Origin of the sequence: Robbsia andropogonis (assembly GCF_000970345.1) — a bacterium.
Classification (GTDB): Bacteria; Pseudomonadota; Gammaproteobacteria; order Burkholderiales; family Burkholderiaceae; genus Robbsia; species Robbsia andropogonis.
This window is the reverse complement of the sequence record NZ_LAQU01000016.1, coordinates 89175-106287: the sequence shown is the minus strand read 5'-3', so window position 1 is coordinate 106287 and position 17113 is coordinate 89175. Positions and strand designations below refer to the sequence as shown.

Genomic DNA, 17113 nt, shown 5'->3' with positions numbered 1-17113 from the left:
GATTGGCGACCTGCTCATTCAACCGAACAACACCATGACTTCATCCGATATCCCCGTCAGCGACGCCGCGCTAGAACAGCTGCGTCATGTCTCCACCGCAACGCTGACCACGCAGTTGTTCAAGCGTGGCTTGCGCAATGTCTTCCTGCAAGGGGTACGCCCCTTGGTGCCGCCATCGCCGGGCACACCCAATGTCGTCGGACCCGCGTTTACGCTGCGCAATATACCCGCGCGCGAAGACATCGATCACGTCGGTATTTTCCAGGACCCGGATCATCCGCAACGCAAAGCAGTGGAAAGCGCACCGCCAGGAAGCATTCTGGTACAGGATTGCCGTGGTGAAACATCGGTCGCCTCGGTCGGGTCCATTCTGGCATTGCGCCTGGCAAAACGCGGTGTGGCAGGCATGGTGTCCGATGGCCCCGTGCGCGATAGCGGCACGATCGCTGAATTGGGTCTACCGCTCTGGTGCGCCGGCGCCAGTGCGCCATTGAATCTGGCCAGGCATCACGCGGTCGACCAGAACGTGCCGATTGCGTGCGGAGGCGTGGCAGTGTATCCGGGCGACATTGTCGTATGCGATGTCGACGGCGTCGTGATCGTCCCGCGTGAAATGGCGGAAGAGGTCGCACGAGATGCCGGCGAGCAGGAACTAATGGAGGCGTTCATTACGTCGCGGATCGCCGAAGGTCGGCCCTTGCGGGGCAACTATCCGCCTAACGACGAAACACTGGCAGCCTACCAAGTCTGGAAGACCCAGCGCTGATCCACGCGGCAGCACCGCTGGCGCAGATACGCCCCGGCTTTGACGGTAATCGTCGTGGTCCATAAGCGAGGGAGTCGCGCCCCTCATCGTGCAGGAGATTTTGTGAACACCGCCACTCCGCAGATTGACGCCCGACGTTTGATCAATCGCTTGGCATTGCGGCTAATGCCGCTGCTGGGGCTGCTTTACTTGGTGGCCTACCTTGATCGGTCGAATATCGGCTTTGCCAAACTGCAAATGCTTGGCAGCCTGGGGTTGAGCGAGACCGCCTATGGACTGGGCGCGTCGCTGTTCTTCATCGGCTATCTACTGTTCGAGGTACCCAGCAATGTGATGCTGCACAAATACGGCGCGGCGCGCTGGATTGCGCGCATCATGTTCACATGGGGAGTGGTGACGATCCTGCTCGCTTTCACCAAAAGCGCCACCACCTTTTATGTGTTGCGCTTCCTGCTGGGCGCGTCGGAAGCCGGACTGTATCCGGGCGTTATTTATTACCTGACCCTGTGGTTCCCGTCGCAATCCCGTGCGCGCATGCTTGGCTACTTCACGCTGGGTAGCAGCATGGGCAATATGATTGGCGCGCCAATCTGCGGTTGGCTGCTGGATAAGGGCGGCTTCCTGGGCCTGGAGGGCTGGCAGTTGGTATTCGTGGTGACCGGCCTGCCATCGGTTCTGCTGACCGTCGTGGTGCTGTACTGCCTGCCTGAATCGCCGGCAAGGGCACGCTTTCTCAGTGAGGGAGAAAAACGCTGGCTTGAAACAACTCTGGAAGCCGAGCGCGCGCAGGTTCGGCAAGCAGAGACAACGGACGTGCATGTCTGGCAAGTGCTGACCGAGGCACGGGTGATCGGCATGGCCTTTTATTACATGATGCTATCCATCTCTGTGTACGGTGTGGCCTACTGGCTACCGACACTCGTCAAGGGCTTTGGTGTCAGCAATACCACCAACGGCATGTTGAACGTCGCTCCCTGGTTGCTCGCGACGATCATTCTGGCCACCGTTCCTTCAAGGCTGCGGGCGAAGACCGATGGCCGAGATCGCATCGGGCCGGCCATGCTGATTTCGGCAATTCTCGGCATGATCTGCTTTCTGGGTAGCGTGTTCCTTCCTACCAATACCTCACGCTTCGTCGCGTTATGCCTTGGCGCACCATGCCTCTATTTGCTGTTGCCATTGTTTTGGACGATGCCGCCGCGGTTTCTGACGGGTGCGCGTGCGGCAGCGGGAATTGCAGCAATCAATTCGCTTGGCAATATCGGCGGCTTCATCGCGCAAAATATCGTGCCGTGGGTGCGCCAAGTCAGCGGCAGCGCGAAGGCGCCTATGCTAGTGCCTGCCACATGCCTGATGATTTTCGCGATCGTCACGGCGATCTTGCTGATCCGCCGCGGGCGCGGCGTCCTGCCCACCAGTTAGCGCTATTGACGCCGCCGCTTTGCACTGTGGAACCAATGGCACGGCACGTTTCGTCGCGACGCATCGCGCTTCGCTTTTCAAGGCGCCCCTTGGCAACGCACGTAGCCTTATGCGAGCTGTGCCGCAGGACCGAAGAATTCAAAAAATGCCTGTGATTCCGGTACACCGAGAACGGTGAGATGGCGCTTCACCATTGCCATGAAGGGGACAGGACCAAGAAAGTAGACGTCGATATCGCGGGACGCGGGCAACCATCCAGCCAGTTTATCGAGATCGAGCATGCCTCGCGCATCAGCTTTGTCACAGTCGGCGGGGTCGCTCAGACAAACGTGATAGCGGAAGTTGCTGCGCCCGGCGCCATGCTCCCGAATCCATGCATCAAATGCCTGTACCGCGCCATTCCTCGCGCAGTGAATGAAGATAACCTCACGATCGGCTGGGGCCGCCTGAAGCATCGCAATAGCCGGGGTGATCCCTACTCCCGCGGTCAACAGCACCAATGGTCGAGCCGCATCTCGCAAAACGAATTCGCCCGATGGCGGAAACACGTTCAGCACATCGCCTACCTGCATGTGCTCGTGCAGATGCGTCGATACGATACCCCCGGCTTGACGCTTGACACTGATGCGTAGTTGCCGTCCATCCGCCGCGGCGGAAAGCGAATAGTTACGACGGTGCGATTGACCTTCTATATCAAGCACCAAACCAATGTACTGCCCAGGCGCGTGCACTAATACCGGCAGCCCGTCGTCGGGCGTGAGATGGAACGATGTAATTTCGCTACTCTCCGGCACTTTCTTCGAGATCACGAAGCGGCGCGCGCCGCGCCATCCTCCAGGCGCCGTGTCATTCGCATGGTAGCGCGCTTCCTCAGCCTGTATCAGGACATCCGCTAATTGTCCGTACGCGACGCGCCATGCATCCAAAACCGCGTCGGTCGCGACTTCCGCACCCAACACCTCCCGTATCGAGCGTAGCAAGCAGGCACCGACGATAGGGTAATGTGCCGGCAGTATCTGCAGCGATACATGCTTGTTGATGACCTGCGACACCAGCGGCCCGAGCGCTTCAAGGTTGTCGATGTGCCGGGCGTACATCAAAACGCCCCGCGCCAGTGCACGTTGCTGAGCACCATCCACTTGGTTCGCCTGATTGAAGAACGGACGAACGTCCGGATGTTCACGTAGCAACATTTCGTAAAAATGCCGCGTAAGCGTCTCGCCCCCGGTTTCCAGTAGAGGCACCGTCGCCTTGACGATGTCGCGTTGGTCTGGAGTCAGCATTGTCATTCTCCTGAATGGTTGTATGCATGTCATAAACACAGACCGTGCCACAATATAAATTCATATATTTCAGCAACTTGTATGTAATATAGTCATATTGACCCAACCATGTAACGTGGTCTTTATGACCAAGAATGCATTTATGCAGTCTTTTTGACTACACCTCGCAATGACGCTTCTATTCAAAACTTTATTGCCCTTGATAACAGATTTGACGAAGGAACTGAGCGAACACGATCGTTTCTCGCGTCTGCTCGACGCACTGTACGCACTGCTTCCATGCGATGCGATTGCACTGTTAAGACGCGAGGGCGAAACGCTCACACCGGTGGCAACTCGCGGGTTGAGTCCGGACACGATGGGACGCCATTTCCCGCTCGACCAGCATCCCCGCCTCCGAACATTGATCGACTTTGAGGGCCCTTATCGGTTTGCGCCTGACAGTGCGTTACCCGATCCTTATGACGGATTGATCGATAGCGGTGTGGGACTGGCTGTACACGACTGCGTCGGCTGCCGTCTGTCGATCGATGGCGGCGGCACGGTGTGGGGCGTATTGACGCTCGATGCACTGAACGCGGGTCGATTCGATGCCGCGGACCTGGAAACATTGGCCGCATTCGCCGCATTGGCCGCTGCAACGGTCCTCGTCAACGAACGTATTGCCACGTTGGCACAGCGTGTCGTGGATGAGCAGCAGGCCGCACAGCTTTATCGTCAAGCCGCGCTCGCGCAACGTCGGCCTGGCATGCTTGGTCAGAGCCGCGCGTTTCACGCTCTCTTGGAAGAGATTGACACCGTTGCGCCGAGTGACTTGACTGTATTGATTACCGGCGAGACGGGTACGGGCAAGGAGCGTGTCGCCGAGATGCTACATGGGCGGTCGCTGCGTCAAGGCAAACCGTTGGTAAGCCTGAATTGCGCCGCGCTACCGGAGTCGTTGGTCGAAAGTGAATTATTCGGACATGTCCGCGGCGCGTTCTCTGGTGCCCAACACGACCGTCGCGGAAAATTCGACTTGGCGGACGGGGGAACCTTGTTCCTCGACGAAGTGGGTGAACTGCCGCTCTCGATCCAAGGCAAACTGTTGCGGGTATTGCAAGGAGGTCAGTTACAACGCCTTGGCTCCGATCGAGAGCATCGGGTAGACGTCCGAGTGCTTGCGGCGACAAATCGTAATTTGGCCATCGAAGTAAGGGCGGGACGATTTCGTGCAGATTTGTTTCATCGGCTTGCCGTGTACGCTTTGCATGTACCGGCACTGCGCGAGCGGGGTCATGATGCGTTGCTGTTGGCCGGCTATTTCCTCGAAGATAACCGCAGTCGGTTAGGTCTACGAAGCATCAGGCTGAGCCGGGCGGCGCAACAAATCATTCTCCGCCATGACTGGCCCGGCAACGTGCGTGAACTTGAGCATATGATTGGCCGGGCGGCACTGAAGTCGCTGTCCCGTGCAACACGCCATGCCGTAGCGCGTCCGTCGATGCTTGTCATTGACGTAAGTGAACTGGATATCGATGGGCGGGCAGGTGACGTCGCCAGTGAAGATAACCGGTCGCCTCAGCAAGCACTTCCCGACGATTGCGTCGACGCCTTTACCAACAATCAAATAGCGGCTGGCATGTCACTACGCGAGGCGACCGACGCATTTCAAAAACGCGCGGTACTCACGGCTTTGGCTCGCCACGATCAGCAGTGGGCGGATGCGGCCCGCACGCTTGGCATCGACCGCGCAAACTTGAATCGATTGGCAAAACGGCTACAGCTCAAATAAATTCTTCCATGCAAGGCATTTTGTGAAATGTTCTGTTACGAAGCGATGACTAAAAATTAACGCGACCGGTAGGCCCATTGATTTTTCGGCATTTTTTACTGTTGAACGTCCGAGTTATCCACTGCACCTGTGGAAAAGTTGCTGCAGCGAATGTCACCTGAGATTTACTGATCGACGCACTAGGCCGTCACCCCGACAATTTTAGAAAAAGCGTCTTCGCCGCCGAATGTACAGCAAGATCGCTCAAGTGCCACGCTTACATCACGCCGCGAAAACGCCGTGCGGCGCACGGACTTATCTCATAATATGCAGGCTGGCTTCCAGTTTTCCGCGCAACGCTTATCCCATCGCCGCTGTCAAGCGCCCGGCGAGCAACTCGTATTTGGCAACGGAACAATCGCCGAGTGCCTCGTCCCGCGTGGCAGGCAAGTCCTCATAGGGAATCGGTTCAGCGAATTGCGAGACAGTCAGGTCCCATTTGGTTCCATCAATCACGTTGTAGAAATGGGTACCACCGCTAGTCCGCGTTTTCAGCAACGCACCACCGAAATGATCCTGTACGAGCAGCGAGGTGACACTGCAATGATTCCGAGCGGGATTTGCCAACGCCCACGCACCTGACGGGCTTGCCGTATCAGCCGCCCATAGCCGCCTTAAAACACGATATAGCGCAAGCGGCGTTGCAAAGACCCGCTTAGACGCTTCGGCCGTCGATCCCGCGTCTATTCTTGTACCGTCGTGTTGCATCGCGGCGCGCTCCTGATAGGTAGTAAGAACGTTGCCAATAAAAACCAGGCGTATCACCGTATGCCCATATCCCACTTTCCATCGGCAAATGCATGGTGCCAAGCAATAATGCAAAGCACGTCATCATATAACACCGGCGGAATGCAATGACGACACGGCCCTATCGCATCCCTCTGTTCACGCGGCACGGCGCTACTCTGCAAGCGTGCCTGCGGAATTCAGCCGCATCGCCGACGCCCTGGCCGCACATTCCTCCCGAAGTCGATCAAAAGCGGTAAGTACCTGCGACGGCATGAGAAGGTATTTCCACGTTTTCTCTTTTAAAAACCGTCCCGGCATCAGTTGCGGCGGCACGATGACCGTCGAGGGCGCCCAGCCCGGTTGCCATCGTTTTGCAATACTCCGACGCATGGCCAGGGAAACGGCTGGAATGCCCAGACTGGAGGCCAGATGCCCGATGCCTGAATCGTTACCTATCACCCATGCCGACATCGCAACGCGTTCAGCTACCTCATGCAACGATGGATAAGCGCGCAGCGGAATGCCATAGCTGATCACCCATTGCCAATCCGACAACGCTGAGAGCGGCACAAGGAACTCAGGGGAAAAACCGCGGCGCTGCAGTTGAAGCGCCACATTGACGAAACGCTGCGGCCGCCAACTCTTGTGCTGATCGCTCGCAACGGGGTGGATCAATACAAGATTCGAGTCGCGATACGATCGTCGCTGATCAGGCACTTTCATGCCGTTCGAACGAATCGCATCTGAAATACCAAAGCGTTCCCTGCAAATATCAATCTGGATATCGACCATGTTCTTTACTTGTCGATATACGGGCCACTCGTCCATCACCACGACCCGCGCCGGCCCCTCCGGCGTGCCAGCTAATCTGTCCGCGTCATAGGCATGGAGAATGACATCGCAATCTCGAAAAGCGTCAGGCATGTCCTTTTCATCCGGGACGGGCATTACATCGACCGTTGGAAACCACTGTCGCAACGCATGAATTTGATCACTGATGACTTTTATGAAGTGGCCGCGTCGCAGAAAATTTTCTACGATCACCATCGAAATCAGCGAATCGCCGAGACGCGGCGACATCACGAACACATACTTCGCCCCCATCTCGAACGGTTTATCGAGCGATCGATCCAAAGCACGTGTCATTGACATTTTTCCCCCGTCCGCACGCTTCAATGCGACAAAATTGTCTAGAAATATATTAGACCAATTTGTCGCCTTTCCGGGTCAGACATTTAATGTCGTCGCAACTTAGCAACAAGCAACGGCACACGGCAGCAAGTGACCGCGTCCGATGCGTCGCGCACGGACTAGACAATATTGTCTAAATATAAAATAATAGACACTAGCGTCTACTAAAAACTTGACTCGGCGGGCGACTGGCAATCGCCCGAGACAACGCGGAAAGCGAGGCCAGTGAACGGCGCACTAAAAAATCGCTTTTACAGCGACACATAGATACACACCACGCGCAACCGGCAAGGTCGATCACCATGACACACGGCTCACCAATTGCTGTTCCAGTACGATGCATCGGCGCGCTCCTTGGCGTGCTCCTCATGACGTCGGTGCACGCTGCCAGTTTCAACTGCAATAACGCCGCTTCCTTTTCCGAGAAGGCCGTTTGTCGCGACTCGCACCTATCTGCATTGGACGATACCTTGGCGTCGCGCTACGCGACGGCCTATGCCACAGCCGTGGATAAACGTGCGATCGCGGCGGTTCGTGATCATGAGTGGCGGTGGCGACAAACGCATTGCCGAGATAATGGATGTGTTCAAGACTGGTACCAGCGCCGAATCGCGGAACTGGAAGCGGACATCGTCAGCAGCGCAGGAGCGAATGCCACCGTTGCGTCCTCGCCGATCATAAAAAGCGAAAGTGGTATGGTGAAGACAAAACGAACGCTCGGAATGACGACTAGCGTGTCCGGGAGCAATGCAGCGTCTCTTTCGCATTCGGCCGGGACGGCAGTGGGAGAATCCGAGATAAAGGTAGAAAAGGTGAACCTTACGCAGGCACCAGTGGGGCCTCTGCCCCCGAATTTCCAGGGCCGGCCTAAAGGCGTGATGCCGATCGGCGTGACGGGAAGATTCATCGATACCGTGACAGGCAATGACATCTTGCCTTTGCCGCCAACCAATTGGGCTTCGGTACCCGCTCTCCCGTCTCCGACATCGACGACCGACGATTCGCCGGGTCTTCGTCTTATCAACAAGGGTGGACGGACTACCGCACGCACGGTAGGCATTTTCGTCGGGTTCTAATACAGTAACACCCTGCAGAATCGCATCAATCAGATAGCATCATTCTTCGGTCGATCATAGAGCGATCCCGTCCGATACAATGCCGGAAACAATTTCGGCCACAGCACCGCCACGACCAGGGTGGCAATGCCGCCGGATATCACCGCCGCCTTCGTGCCCAGCCATGCGGCAGCAACGCCTGATTCGAATTCGCCCAATTGATTCGATGTGCCGATAAACAGTGAGTTCACTGCGCTGACGCGACCCAGCATGTCATCGGGTGTCCGCAGTTGCACCAGCGCCGTACGCACAACGACGCTGATCGTATCGGCCAGTCCCAACACGAATAGCGCCGCTAGCGACAGCACAAAGTCATGCGATATGCCGAATAAGACCGTCGCCACGCCAAAAACGCCTACGCCGATCACCATCGTCCTCCCGGGCCTGTCGCGCAAGGGAGACCGCGCAAGCCATATCGTACCCAGCAGCGCCCCTACCGCGGGCGCCGAGCGCAACGCGCCCAGACCGATCGGGCCGGCGTGCAGAACATCATGCGCATAAACGGGCAATAACGCAGTCGCACCGCCGAACAGGACGGCAAACAAGTCCAATGACAATGCCCCCAGAATCACCTTCTCGCGGCGGATGAACGACAGCCCACCGAACAGCGACGCCAGCGTGAACTTCGGCTTTGCCGCCACCGCCGATCCCTGATAGGTGCGAATGCCGCCGACACAGATTGCCGCCCCGAAAAAGCACATGCAACAGACCGCGTATACGGTGGGAGCACCGGCCAGATACAGCAAGCCGCCAAATGCCGGTCCCAGAATTTGCGCCGCCTGATTCGCCGATGCGGAAAACGCCGTGGCACTAGCGAGTTGCGCCCGTTCGATCAGACGCGGCAGAAGCGCTGATAGCGAAGGTGACTCGAAAGCGCGAACGCCGCCAACGAACCCGGCAAGCATGAAAAGACCGATTGGCGTGAGCCACCCGGCAACACTCGCAAGGCCGACCACACCCGCGCCAACGCCTTGGAGCGCCTGGCAGATTGCAGCGATGCGTCGCCGGTCGTAGCGATCCGCCACATGCCCAACGACGAAGGTCAGTAGAAACATCGGCAGAAATTGACAGAAGCCGACCATGCCTAATGCGAACGCGCTATGCGTCAACGCATACATCTGCCAACCAATGGCGACAGACAGCATCTGAAACGATAGCGACGTCAGTGCACGAGCGCACCAGAATCGACGGAATGCGGGGTGACGAAGCAATGCCATCGCACGGGTGCCGCCATCCAACTGCTCTCGCATGAAACAACCGTTTGGAAGTGAAAGATCACGCCCTCGCTAAACGCGATGCGTATATATCAAAAAAACCTTCCATGATTGTACTGCGGCGCCGCGTCACGGCGGCGGCTACTTTCATGCGAGCCAGGATCGATGCGGATGTGATATCCGTGACGTTCAGCAACGTCAGGCCACTACAGCAAAGTCCCGCCGACTATCCGGTGAATCGGTCGGGATAGGTCAGCCACGCTTGCGGGCCGCTCGCCATCTCGCGATCGTCGAGCAGACAGCGATCCAACATCGCGCGCAGTCCGGCCTGATCGAGATGGGTGCCAATCAGAACGATCTCTTGTCGGGCATCACCGACGTCGGCCTCCCAATCGGCATCGATCGACGCGCGTGATTCGGCATCGTCGGGCCACTGCTCGCGCGGCACGGCTGCCCACCACAATCCCGCTTCGCCGTGACGGCAGACCGCACCGGCCTGGGACCACGACATACACAGCGTGGGCCGACTGGCCAGCCAGAACCACCCTTTTGAACGCACCACGCCCGGCCATTCGCGTTGTAGTGTGTTGTAGAAACGTTCTGGATGAAACGGCCGCCGCGCGCGGTAAACAAAACTGCCTATGCCGTACGTCTCGCTTTCCGGCACGTGTTCACCGCGCAACTGCTGCAACCATCCCGGCGCGCGGCTCGCCTCCTCAAAATCGAATAACCCCGTGTCCAGCACCTTCTCCAGCGCCACGCGTCCGAACTGGGCCGCCTCAATTCGGGCGCGCGGGTTCAATGCTTTCAAGATGCCGATCAATTGCAACTGCTGCGCGTCATCCACCAGATCCAGCTTGTTGACCACCAGTACGTCACAGAACTCGATCTGTTCGATCATCAAATCCACGACGGTCCGCTCGTCATCCTCTCCCATCGACTCCCCGCGTGCACGCAAGCTGTCCATCGACGCATAGTCGCGCAGGAAATTGCACGCATCGACAACCGTGACCATGGTGTCAAGCCGCGCGATGTCGGACAAGCTCACACCTTGCTCGTCGGCGAATGTGAAAGTCTCCGCAACCGGCAACGGCTCGGAGATCCCGGTTGACTCGATTACCAGTTGATCGAAACGTCCCTCACGCGCAAGGCGCCCCACTTCGACCAACAAATCTTCGCGCAGTGTGCAACAGATGCACCCGTTGCTCATTTCCACCAGCTTTTCGCTCGTCCGGCTCACCGCAGGCATGGTGCCGTCTGCAAGTGCTTCCGCTGCCTCGGTCGACCGGGCAGCCACCACATCGCCGCGCACGACAGCCGCATCTATATTGACTTCGGACATATCGTTGACGATAACCGCGACACGACGCCCTTCGCGGTTATGCAGGATGTGATTCAGCAAGGTAGTTTTCCCCGCACCGAGGAATCCGGATAAAACAGTTACCGGCAGACGCAGGTCTGCTGCCGCCATATCAGCCGTAAGCGGTGTTGGCATTGTCGCGGCACCGGATGACCGGCGGGGATGCTGTGTAGAAGACATGGTCTTAGTAAGGAGAGAACGGTTTGTGGCAGCACCGCCACCATGCGCGCGCGTGGTGGCCAAGAAAATAATTGTCAGCGTAATGAAATGTTATATTATTACATTCGCTTGACGTGCGTCGAGAAACAATCACGCGCTGGTCTGCCTTACGAATTTTTAAGATGCCATAGGCAACCTTGATTCTCGTGGGCGCCACATGCGTGTGCCCCCGGGCAAAAAACTGGCCCACGAATTGAAATGATATAACATTTCACAACTCGGTCTGGATTTGTTGCATCGGCGTCGTCGGCGCATCGGCATTTTTGTAACCATCGAAAACTGAGCCCATCGTGACCACCCCGTTCTTTCCGCGTCCCACGCCCCTTCACGCTGCCGTCGGCATTGCTATTTCACTGTTGGTTTCCGGACACGCCGCCAGCGTTCACGCGGCCGATACAAGCACGACCGGCACGACCACCGCCACGGCACGGGACGCATCCGGCACGGTTGGCGACACAGCACAATCGCAGGTCTTCGTGACGGCCAATCCGCTCGGCGACAGCGAATTGATCTCGCCGGCCACCGCGGTCTCCGGCGATGCACTGACGCTGCGCAGCGCCAACAGCAGTTCACTGGGTGAAACGTTGAATGGTCTGCCAGGTGTATCGACCACGACGTATGGCCCGATGGTGGGGCGACCGATCATCCGCGGCATGGACGGCGATCGTATCCGCGTGCTGCAAAACGGCGTGGCGGCATACGATGCATCGTCGCTCTCTTACGACCACGCGGTACCGCAGGACCCGCTCTCCGTCGAGCGCGTAGAAATCATTCGCGGTCCCGCGGCGCTGCTGTACGGCGGCAACGCCATTGGCGGCGTCGTCAATACCATCGACAATCGTATTCCACGCGAGCCGATCAAGGGCGTCACGGGCACCACCGACGTCAACTACACATCCGGCAACCAGGCGCGAGCCGGTGCCGCACAGATCGAAGGTGGCAACGGGCAGTTTAACTTCCACGCCGATGTCTTCGCGCGAAAGACCAGCGACGAACGCATTCCGGGGTACGCCCACAGTGCCGCGCAACGTGCGCAGGACGATCCTGACACAGCGCAAGCGTACGGCAAATTACCCAATAGTGACGGACGGTGGTCCGGCGGCGCGGTAGGCGGCTCCTATACCTGGGCGAATGGCTATGCCGGTCTTTCCTATAACGGCTTCCAATCAGACTACGGCTCCGTGGCCGAGGACACGGTGCGCTTGCGCATGCATCAGGACCACGTTGCGTTTGCGTCCGAGGTCAGGAACCTGCAGGGCCCGATCGAGCGCGTGAAATTCGACTTCGGCTATACCGACTACGAACATCGAGAGATCGATGATGGCGTTACAGGCACGACTTTCCGTAATCACGGTTATGAAGGCCGGATCGAGGCGCGACATAAAAAGATCGGGCCCTTCGATGGCGCGATAGGGGTGCAATTCAGCCAGAACACATTCTCGGCGCTCGGCGACGAAGCACTGGTGCCCACCACGCGCACGACGAACGTCGCCCTGTTCGGACTCGAAGAATGGCAAGCCACGCAACGCTTGAAGGTCAGCCTGGGCGGTCGCGTCGAGCGCACCATGCTGTCACCCACAGCGGCCGGAAATGAGCGGTTTGCCAGCGCGGAGGACCGTAACTTCACGACCGGCAGCGTCTCGCTTGGGGGACTGTATCGATTGACGCCGGCGTGGGCGGTTGCCGCCGATATCGCCTACACGGAACGCGCGCCCACGTTCTATGAGCTGTATGCCAACGGGCCGCACGACGCCACCGGCCAGTACCTGATCGGCAACGGCAATGCGCAAAAGAAAAATCGGTGTCGACAGATCTGGCGCTGCGCTACGCAAACGGGCCGGACAAAGGCAGCGTCGGTGTGTTCTACAGCCGCTTCATGAACTACCTGACCGAATACAACACCGGCAATCAAGTCGACGACGACGGCGCGATCGTGGCCAACGGTACCGCCGACGCCCTGAACCAAGCGGTGTATCGTGGCGTGCGTGCCGAGTTCTACGGGGTGGAAGCGAGCATGACCAAGCGCGTCTTCGCAAACGGCCCACACCATGTGGACATCGACATCGACGCCGACTACACGCACGCACGAAACGCGGATGATGGTGAACCTTTGCCACGTATCGCCCCATTGCGCGTCACGTTCAGCACCGCGTATGGCTATGGTCCATTCGGTGCCCGGGCAACCGTGGTCCATGCCTGGCGTCAAGCGCGCGTGCCTGCCAATGACACGCCTACCGATGGATACACAACCATTGGCGTGTCACTGACTTATCGTTTCCATGTTGGCAGCACGCAGTGGCTGGCTTATCTACGCGGCGATAACCTGACGAACCAGGATGTGCGCTACGCTAGCTCGGTCGTTCGCGAAATCGCGCCGCAGATGGGGCGCAGCGTCACCGTGGGTTTGCGCACCACATTCTGATCATCCAATGGCCGGGCACCACACGTGCCCGGCCAACGCGGAATATCGAGAAGTCGAAGATGCGAAACGCTATTTCCTGGTGCGAATCAACAGAGACGAAGGATAGTCTGAATCGCCCTGACGTTGGACCTTCACCGCACGCCTTGCTATAAGATGCCCCTCGCGGGCAACAGGTGAGATGTGACCTCCGATTTTCTATCGGATGTTTTCCTATGCACTCCGAACGTTATCTTATAACGTTCGGCCAGGATGCATATCCTTCATCGGTTGCGTATTGTTTATCCGAATCGATCGAAGAAAGGAATGCGTCTCATGCCGTCAACCACCGCCTCTCCCGCCATGGGTGTTGCCGTTGCCCTGCTGTTGTCGGGACCCATGGGGGCCGTCGCTGCAACCGAGACGACCGCGGGTCAGGAGGAGCGCGAAGAGAAAACGCCGGGATACGCGGCGACCATGGCAGCGGGCACGGCCCTCCAACCGGATATGTCGCCCATTTTCGTGACGGCGAATCCTTTGGGTGACAATGCACTGATTTCACCGGCTACCGCCATCGTCGGCGATACTCTGCTGGTACGCGCAACGCACTCCCTGGGTGAAACCTTGAACGGTCTGCCCGGCATTTCTACGACCAGCTATGGTCCAATGGTGGGGCGCCCTATCATCCGCGGAATGGATGGGGACCGTATCCGTATCCTGCAAAATGGCGTTGCCGCCCTCGACGCATCGTCACTTTCCTTCGATCACGCGGTGCCACAGGACCCGCTTTCGGTGGAACGGATCGAGATCGTCCGTGGACCGGCCGCGCTTCTTTACGGTGGCAATGCCATGGGGGGCGTGGTCAATACGATCGACAATCGCATTCCACGCGCACCCATCGACGGCGTGACCGGCATCACCGATGTCAACTATACGTCGGGTAACCGCGCCCGTGCCGGTGCCGCGCAAATCGAAGCGGGCAATGGTCGCCTGAATTTCCATGCGGATGTCTTTACCCGCAAGTCGGCTGATCAGCGCATTCCGGGCTTTGCGCGTAGCGCGGCACAGCGCGCCGACGATGCCAGGACGCTGCCACAGCCCAACGGCACGCTGCCGAACAGCGACGGTCAATGGTCAGGCGGCAGTGTCGGCGGCTCGGTTACCTGGGCCGATGGCTATGCGGGCTTGGCTTACAACGGCTATCAGTCGCACTACGGATCGGTTGCCGCACCAACCGTACGCCTGAGAATGCGACAGGATCGCGTCGCGTGGGCATCCGAGTTCCGCAATCTCTCCGGCCCTTTCACGCGCTTGAAAATCGACATTGCCGCCACCGACTACTTGCATCGGGAGCTTGATAACAACCGTGAACACGGCGTGTTTAGAAACCGAGGATACGAGGCACGCATGGAAGCGCGACATCGTCCTATCGGGCCGGTCAATGGCGCGGTAGGAATGCAGTTTGGACAATATACGTTCGCAACGACAGGCGCGCACGCAATGGTGCCAACCACCCGCACCGCGCACGTGGCGCTATTCGGTATCGAGGAATGGCAGGCGACGGATCGACTAAAACTCAGCGTGGGTGGTCGAATAGAACGGGTGACGTTGTCACCAGCCGCATCCACCGACAGGCGTTTTTCCCGGGCATCGAAGCGCGCATTTACCAACGGCAGCGTTTCGCTCGGCGCGTTATATCATCTGGCGCCGACGTGGTCGATCGCCTCATCCCTTGCGTATTCCGAGCGCGCACCCACATTCTATGAGCTATACGCGAATGGTCCCCACGACGCAACCGGCCAGTATCTGCGCGGGAATGCCAACCTGAAAAAAGAAAAATCGGTCTCCACCGATCTTGCCCTCCGTTTCGCGAGCGGCCAGGACAAAGCCAGCATTGGCGTGTTCTACAGCCGCTTTTCAAATTACTTGGCCGAATACACCACGGGCAGACAGATAGCCGATGGACATGGGCACGGTCATGCGCATGTCCACGCCGCGCATGATCACCATCACCATGAATGCGATCACGCCACGCCATCACTCGCCGAAGCGGTGTATCGGGGCGTCCGGGCGGAATTCTACGGGGTGGAAGCCGGTGTCACCAAACGGGTTTTCACGCGCGGGCCACATCATGTGGATCTCGACTTTGGCGCAGACTACACGCGCGCGCGCAATGCTGCCACTGGTGAGCCCCTGCCGCGCATTTCACCACTGAGAATCACGATGAGCGCTGCCTATGGCTACGGTCGATTCGGTGCGCGTGCAACGGTGATACATGCGCGGGGGCAATCACGGGTGCCGAAAAACGACACGATTACCGGCGGTTATACGACGGTGGGCCTGTCGTTGACCTATCGCTTCCAGGTTGGCGGCACGCAATGGTTGGCCTATTTACGCGGCGACAACCTGACAAACCAGACGGTTCGCTACGCCAGCTCGGTCGTACGGAGTATCGCGCCCCAAATGAGCCGCAGCGCAACCGTCGGCTTACGCACAACGTTCTGACCGCTTCCTTGACCAGTGTGGGTGGCACACCACGCGACGTCAGACGGCCAAACGCCGTCGTTCGTAAGTTTTCAAATGCAGGAAAACCACATCCAGCAGCGTGGGCGTCGCCACAGTCAGCGAGGTCGCATGCGCCGGGCGACGCGCGATCAAATCGCCTATCAGATGCTGCGCTTCCACCTGCGCGCCTCGCTCCAGATCCTTGCACATCGACGCCGTCACGGTCGATGTAGGGTCCGTTGCGGTACGGCGGATACGCCTGACCACCTCATCGGACGGCTGCTGACCATTTGCCACGGCAATAGACAGGCATTCGTCGCATAGCGCCGATGCGAATGCCTCGCCGCCACTCTCGATGATCGTGCCTACCGGGCCGCGCATCAGACAGGTCATGCCGGCCAGCGTGGCGATCTGCACCCACTTCTCCCACATCTCGCCCTGGATGCGCGACGACAGCGTGCTGTTAAAATTCGCGCCCGCCATGGCATCCGCCAACGCCTGTACACGCGGCGTCACGTCACCATTCCATTCGCCAAACGCCAATTGATGGCCCGTGTTGTAATGCACAACAGTGCCATCGGCGTCCAGCGCGACGGAAATCTTGCAATACCCACCCAGCACATTCACCGGACCGAAACGCTGCTGCAATGCCTGGACATGGGACATCCCGTTCAGTATCGGCAGGATCATCGTATCCGGGCCGACCGCGGGCGCGAACGACGCCATCGTGTCGTCGAGATCGTAGGCCTTGCAGCCCACCAATATTACGTCGTACGGCGACGCATCCGCACCGCGCTCGGCAAGTTGTGCCCGACTGACCGTCCGCACATCGCGCAGCGTCACGTCACCCAGTGCACTCCGTACCGACAGCCCATTCGCGGCAATCTGACCGGCGCGACGCTCGCGCAACAGGAACGTGACATCCGCCCCGTTTTGCACCAGCCTCGCACCAAAATATCCACCCAGACCGCCCGCCCCAATGATCAAGAAACGCATGTCGACTCCATTATCCTGATAATGCGGTTTCCCTGACGGAAACCCGATGCCTGCGCGATCATCGCATGATTTTTTCTTGCCCGCCCGCCGCGGTGCCAAAGC

Annotated in this window: 11 protein-coding genes and 1 pseudogene; 6 read left to right on the top strand and 6 right to left on the bottom strand. The window is 58.5% G+C overall.

Annotated features, from left to right (window positions below):
• Positions 1–34 precede the first annotated feature (34 nt).
• Positions 35–766, top strand: a complete 732-nt coding sequence (locus tag WM40_RS15775) for a ribonuclease activity regulator RraA (protein WP_024905092.1) — start codon at positions 35–37, stop codon at positions 764–766.
• Positions 767–868: 102 nt separating this feature from the next.
• Positions 869–2188 (top strand): MFS transporter, encoded by a 1320-nt coding sequence (locus WM40_RS15770; RefSeq protein WP_046153319.1) that lies wholly within the window; start codon positions 869–871, stop codon positions 2186–2188.
• Positions 2189–2295: 107 nt separating this feature from the next.
• On the opposite strand, the gene hmpA is transcribed toward WM40_RS15770, so the two are convergent.
• Positions 2296–3471 (bottom strand): NO-inducible flavohemoprotein, encoded by a 1176-nt coding sequence (gene hmpA / locus WM40_RS15765; RefSeq protein WP_046153358.1) that lies wholly within the window; start codon positions 3469–3471, stop codon positions 2296–2298.
• A gap of 169 nt (positions 3472–3640) precedes the next feature.
• Between hmpA and norR the strand changes: the two genes are divergently transcribed.
• Positions 3641–5245, top strand: coding sequence for a nitric oxide reductase transcriptional regulator NorR (gene norR / locus WM40_RS15760; RefSeq protein ID WP_046153318.1), 1605 nt, complete (start codon positions 3641–3643; stop codon positions 5243–5245).
• Positions 5246–5584: 339 nt separating this feature from the next.
• On the opposite strand, the gene WM40_RS15755 is transcribed toward norR, so the two are convergent.
• On the bottom strand, positions 5585–5992 hold the full coding sequence (locus WM40_RS15755; RefSeq protein ID WP_051504651.1) for a YunG family protein: 408 nt from the start codon (positions 5990–5992) through the stop codon (positions 5585–5587).
• A gap of 192 nt (positions 5993–6184) precedes the next feature.
• Positions 6185–7159 carry a glycosyltransferase family 9 protein gene (locus tag WM40_RS15750; RefSeq protein ID WP_024905087.1) on the bottom strand — a complete coding sequence of 325 codons (975 nt, stop codon included), beginning with the start codon at positions 7157–7159 and terminating at the stop codon, positions 6185–6187.
• A 413-nt stretch (positions 7160–7572) separates the two neighbouring features.
• Here WM40_RS15750 and WM40_RS28005 point away from each other — a divergent pair, with 413 nt between their 5' ends.
• A complete protein-coding gene (locus WM40_RS28005) occupies positions 7573–8280 on the top strand; it encodes a lysozyme inhibitor LprI family protein (protein ID WP_051504648.1) in 708 nt (235 codons plus the stop codon).
• A 29-nt stretch (positions 8281–8309) separates the two neighbouring features.
• Here WM40_RS28005 and WM40_RS15740 read toward each other — a convergent pair whose 3' ends face one another.
• Both WM40_RS15740 and zigA read right to left on the bottom strand, forming a co-directional pair.
• The gene (locus WM40_RS15740) at positions 8310–9569 is read right to left on the bottom strand and encodes an MFS transporter (RefSeq protein WP_024905085.1); all 1260 of its coding nucleotides are present in this window, start codon (positions 9567–9569) and stop codon (positions 8310–8312) included.
• A gap of 190 nt (positions 9570–9759) precedes the next feature.
• Positions 9760–11028: a zinc metallochaperone GTPase ZigA gene (gene zigA, locus WM40_RS15735; RefSeq protein ID WP_036012233.1), complete on the bottom strand. Its 1269-nt coding sequence runs from the start codon at positions 11026–11028 to the stop codon at positions 9760–9762.
• 437 nt (positions 11029–11465) lie between these two features.
• Between zigA and WM40_RS15730 the strand changes: the two are divergent.
• Positions 11466–13534 (top strand): annotated as a pseudogene (locus WM40_RS15730) (TonB-dependent receptor).
• 312 nt (positions 13535–13846) lie between these two features.
• On the top strand, positions 13847–16015 hold the full coding sequence (locus WM40_RS15725; protein ID WP_413783809.1) for a TonB-dependent receptor: 2169 nt from the start codon (positions 13847–13849) through the stop codon (positions 16013–16015).
• A gap of 39 nt (positions 16016–16054) precedes the next feature.
• Here the strand turns inward: WM40_RS15725 and WM40_RS15720 are convergent, their stop codons facing one another.
• Complete coding sequence (locus WM40_RS15720; RefSeq protein ID WP_046153317.1) at positions 16055–17011, bottom strand: ketopantoate reductase family protein; 957 nt, start codon at positions 17009–17011, stop codon at positions 16055–16057.
• Positions 17012–17113: the final 102 nt, after the last annotated feature.

Bases quoted from the DNA above. Each gene is read 5' to 3' on its own strand.
- WM40_RS15725 (WP_413783809.1), top strand. From the start codon at position 13,847: ATGCCGTCAACCACCGCCTCTCCCGCCATGGGTGTTGCCGTTGCCCTG.
- WM40_RS15775 (WP_024905092.1), top strand. From the start codon at position 35: ATGACTTCATCCGATATCCCCGTCAGCGACGCCGCGCTAGAACAGCTG.
- hmpA (WP_046153358.1), bottom strand. From the start codon at position 3,471: ATGCTGACTCCAGACCAACGCGACATCGTCAAGGCGACGGTGCCTCTA.
- WM40_RS15720 (WP_046153317.1), bottom strand. From the start codon at position 17,011: ATGCGTTTCTTGATCATTGGGGCGGGCGGTCTGGGTGGATATTTTGGT.
- norR (WP_046153318.1), top strand. From the start codon at position 3,641: ATGACGCTTCTATTCAAAACTTTATTGCCCTTGATAACAGATTTGACG.
- WM40_RS15750 (WP_024905087.1), bottom strand. From the start codon at position 7,159: ATGACACGTGCTTTGGATCGATCGCTCGATAAACCGTTCGAGATGGGG.
- WM40_RS28005 (WP_051504648.1), top strand. From the start codon at position 7,573: ATGACGTCGGTGCACGCTGCCAGTTTCAACTGCAATAACGCCGCTTCC.
- zigA (WP_036012233.1), bottom strand. From the start codon at position 11,028: ATGCCAACACCGCTTACGGCTGATATGGCGGCAGCAGACCTGCGTCTG.
- WM40_RS15740 (WP_024905085.1), bottom strand. From the start codon at position 9,569: ATGCGAGAGCAGTTGGATGGCGGCACCCGTGCGATGGCATTGCTTCGT.
- WM40_RS15755 (WP_051504651.1), bottom strand. From the start codon at position 5,992: ATGCAACACGACGGTACAAGAATAGACGCGGGATCGACGGCCGAAGCG.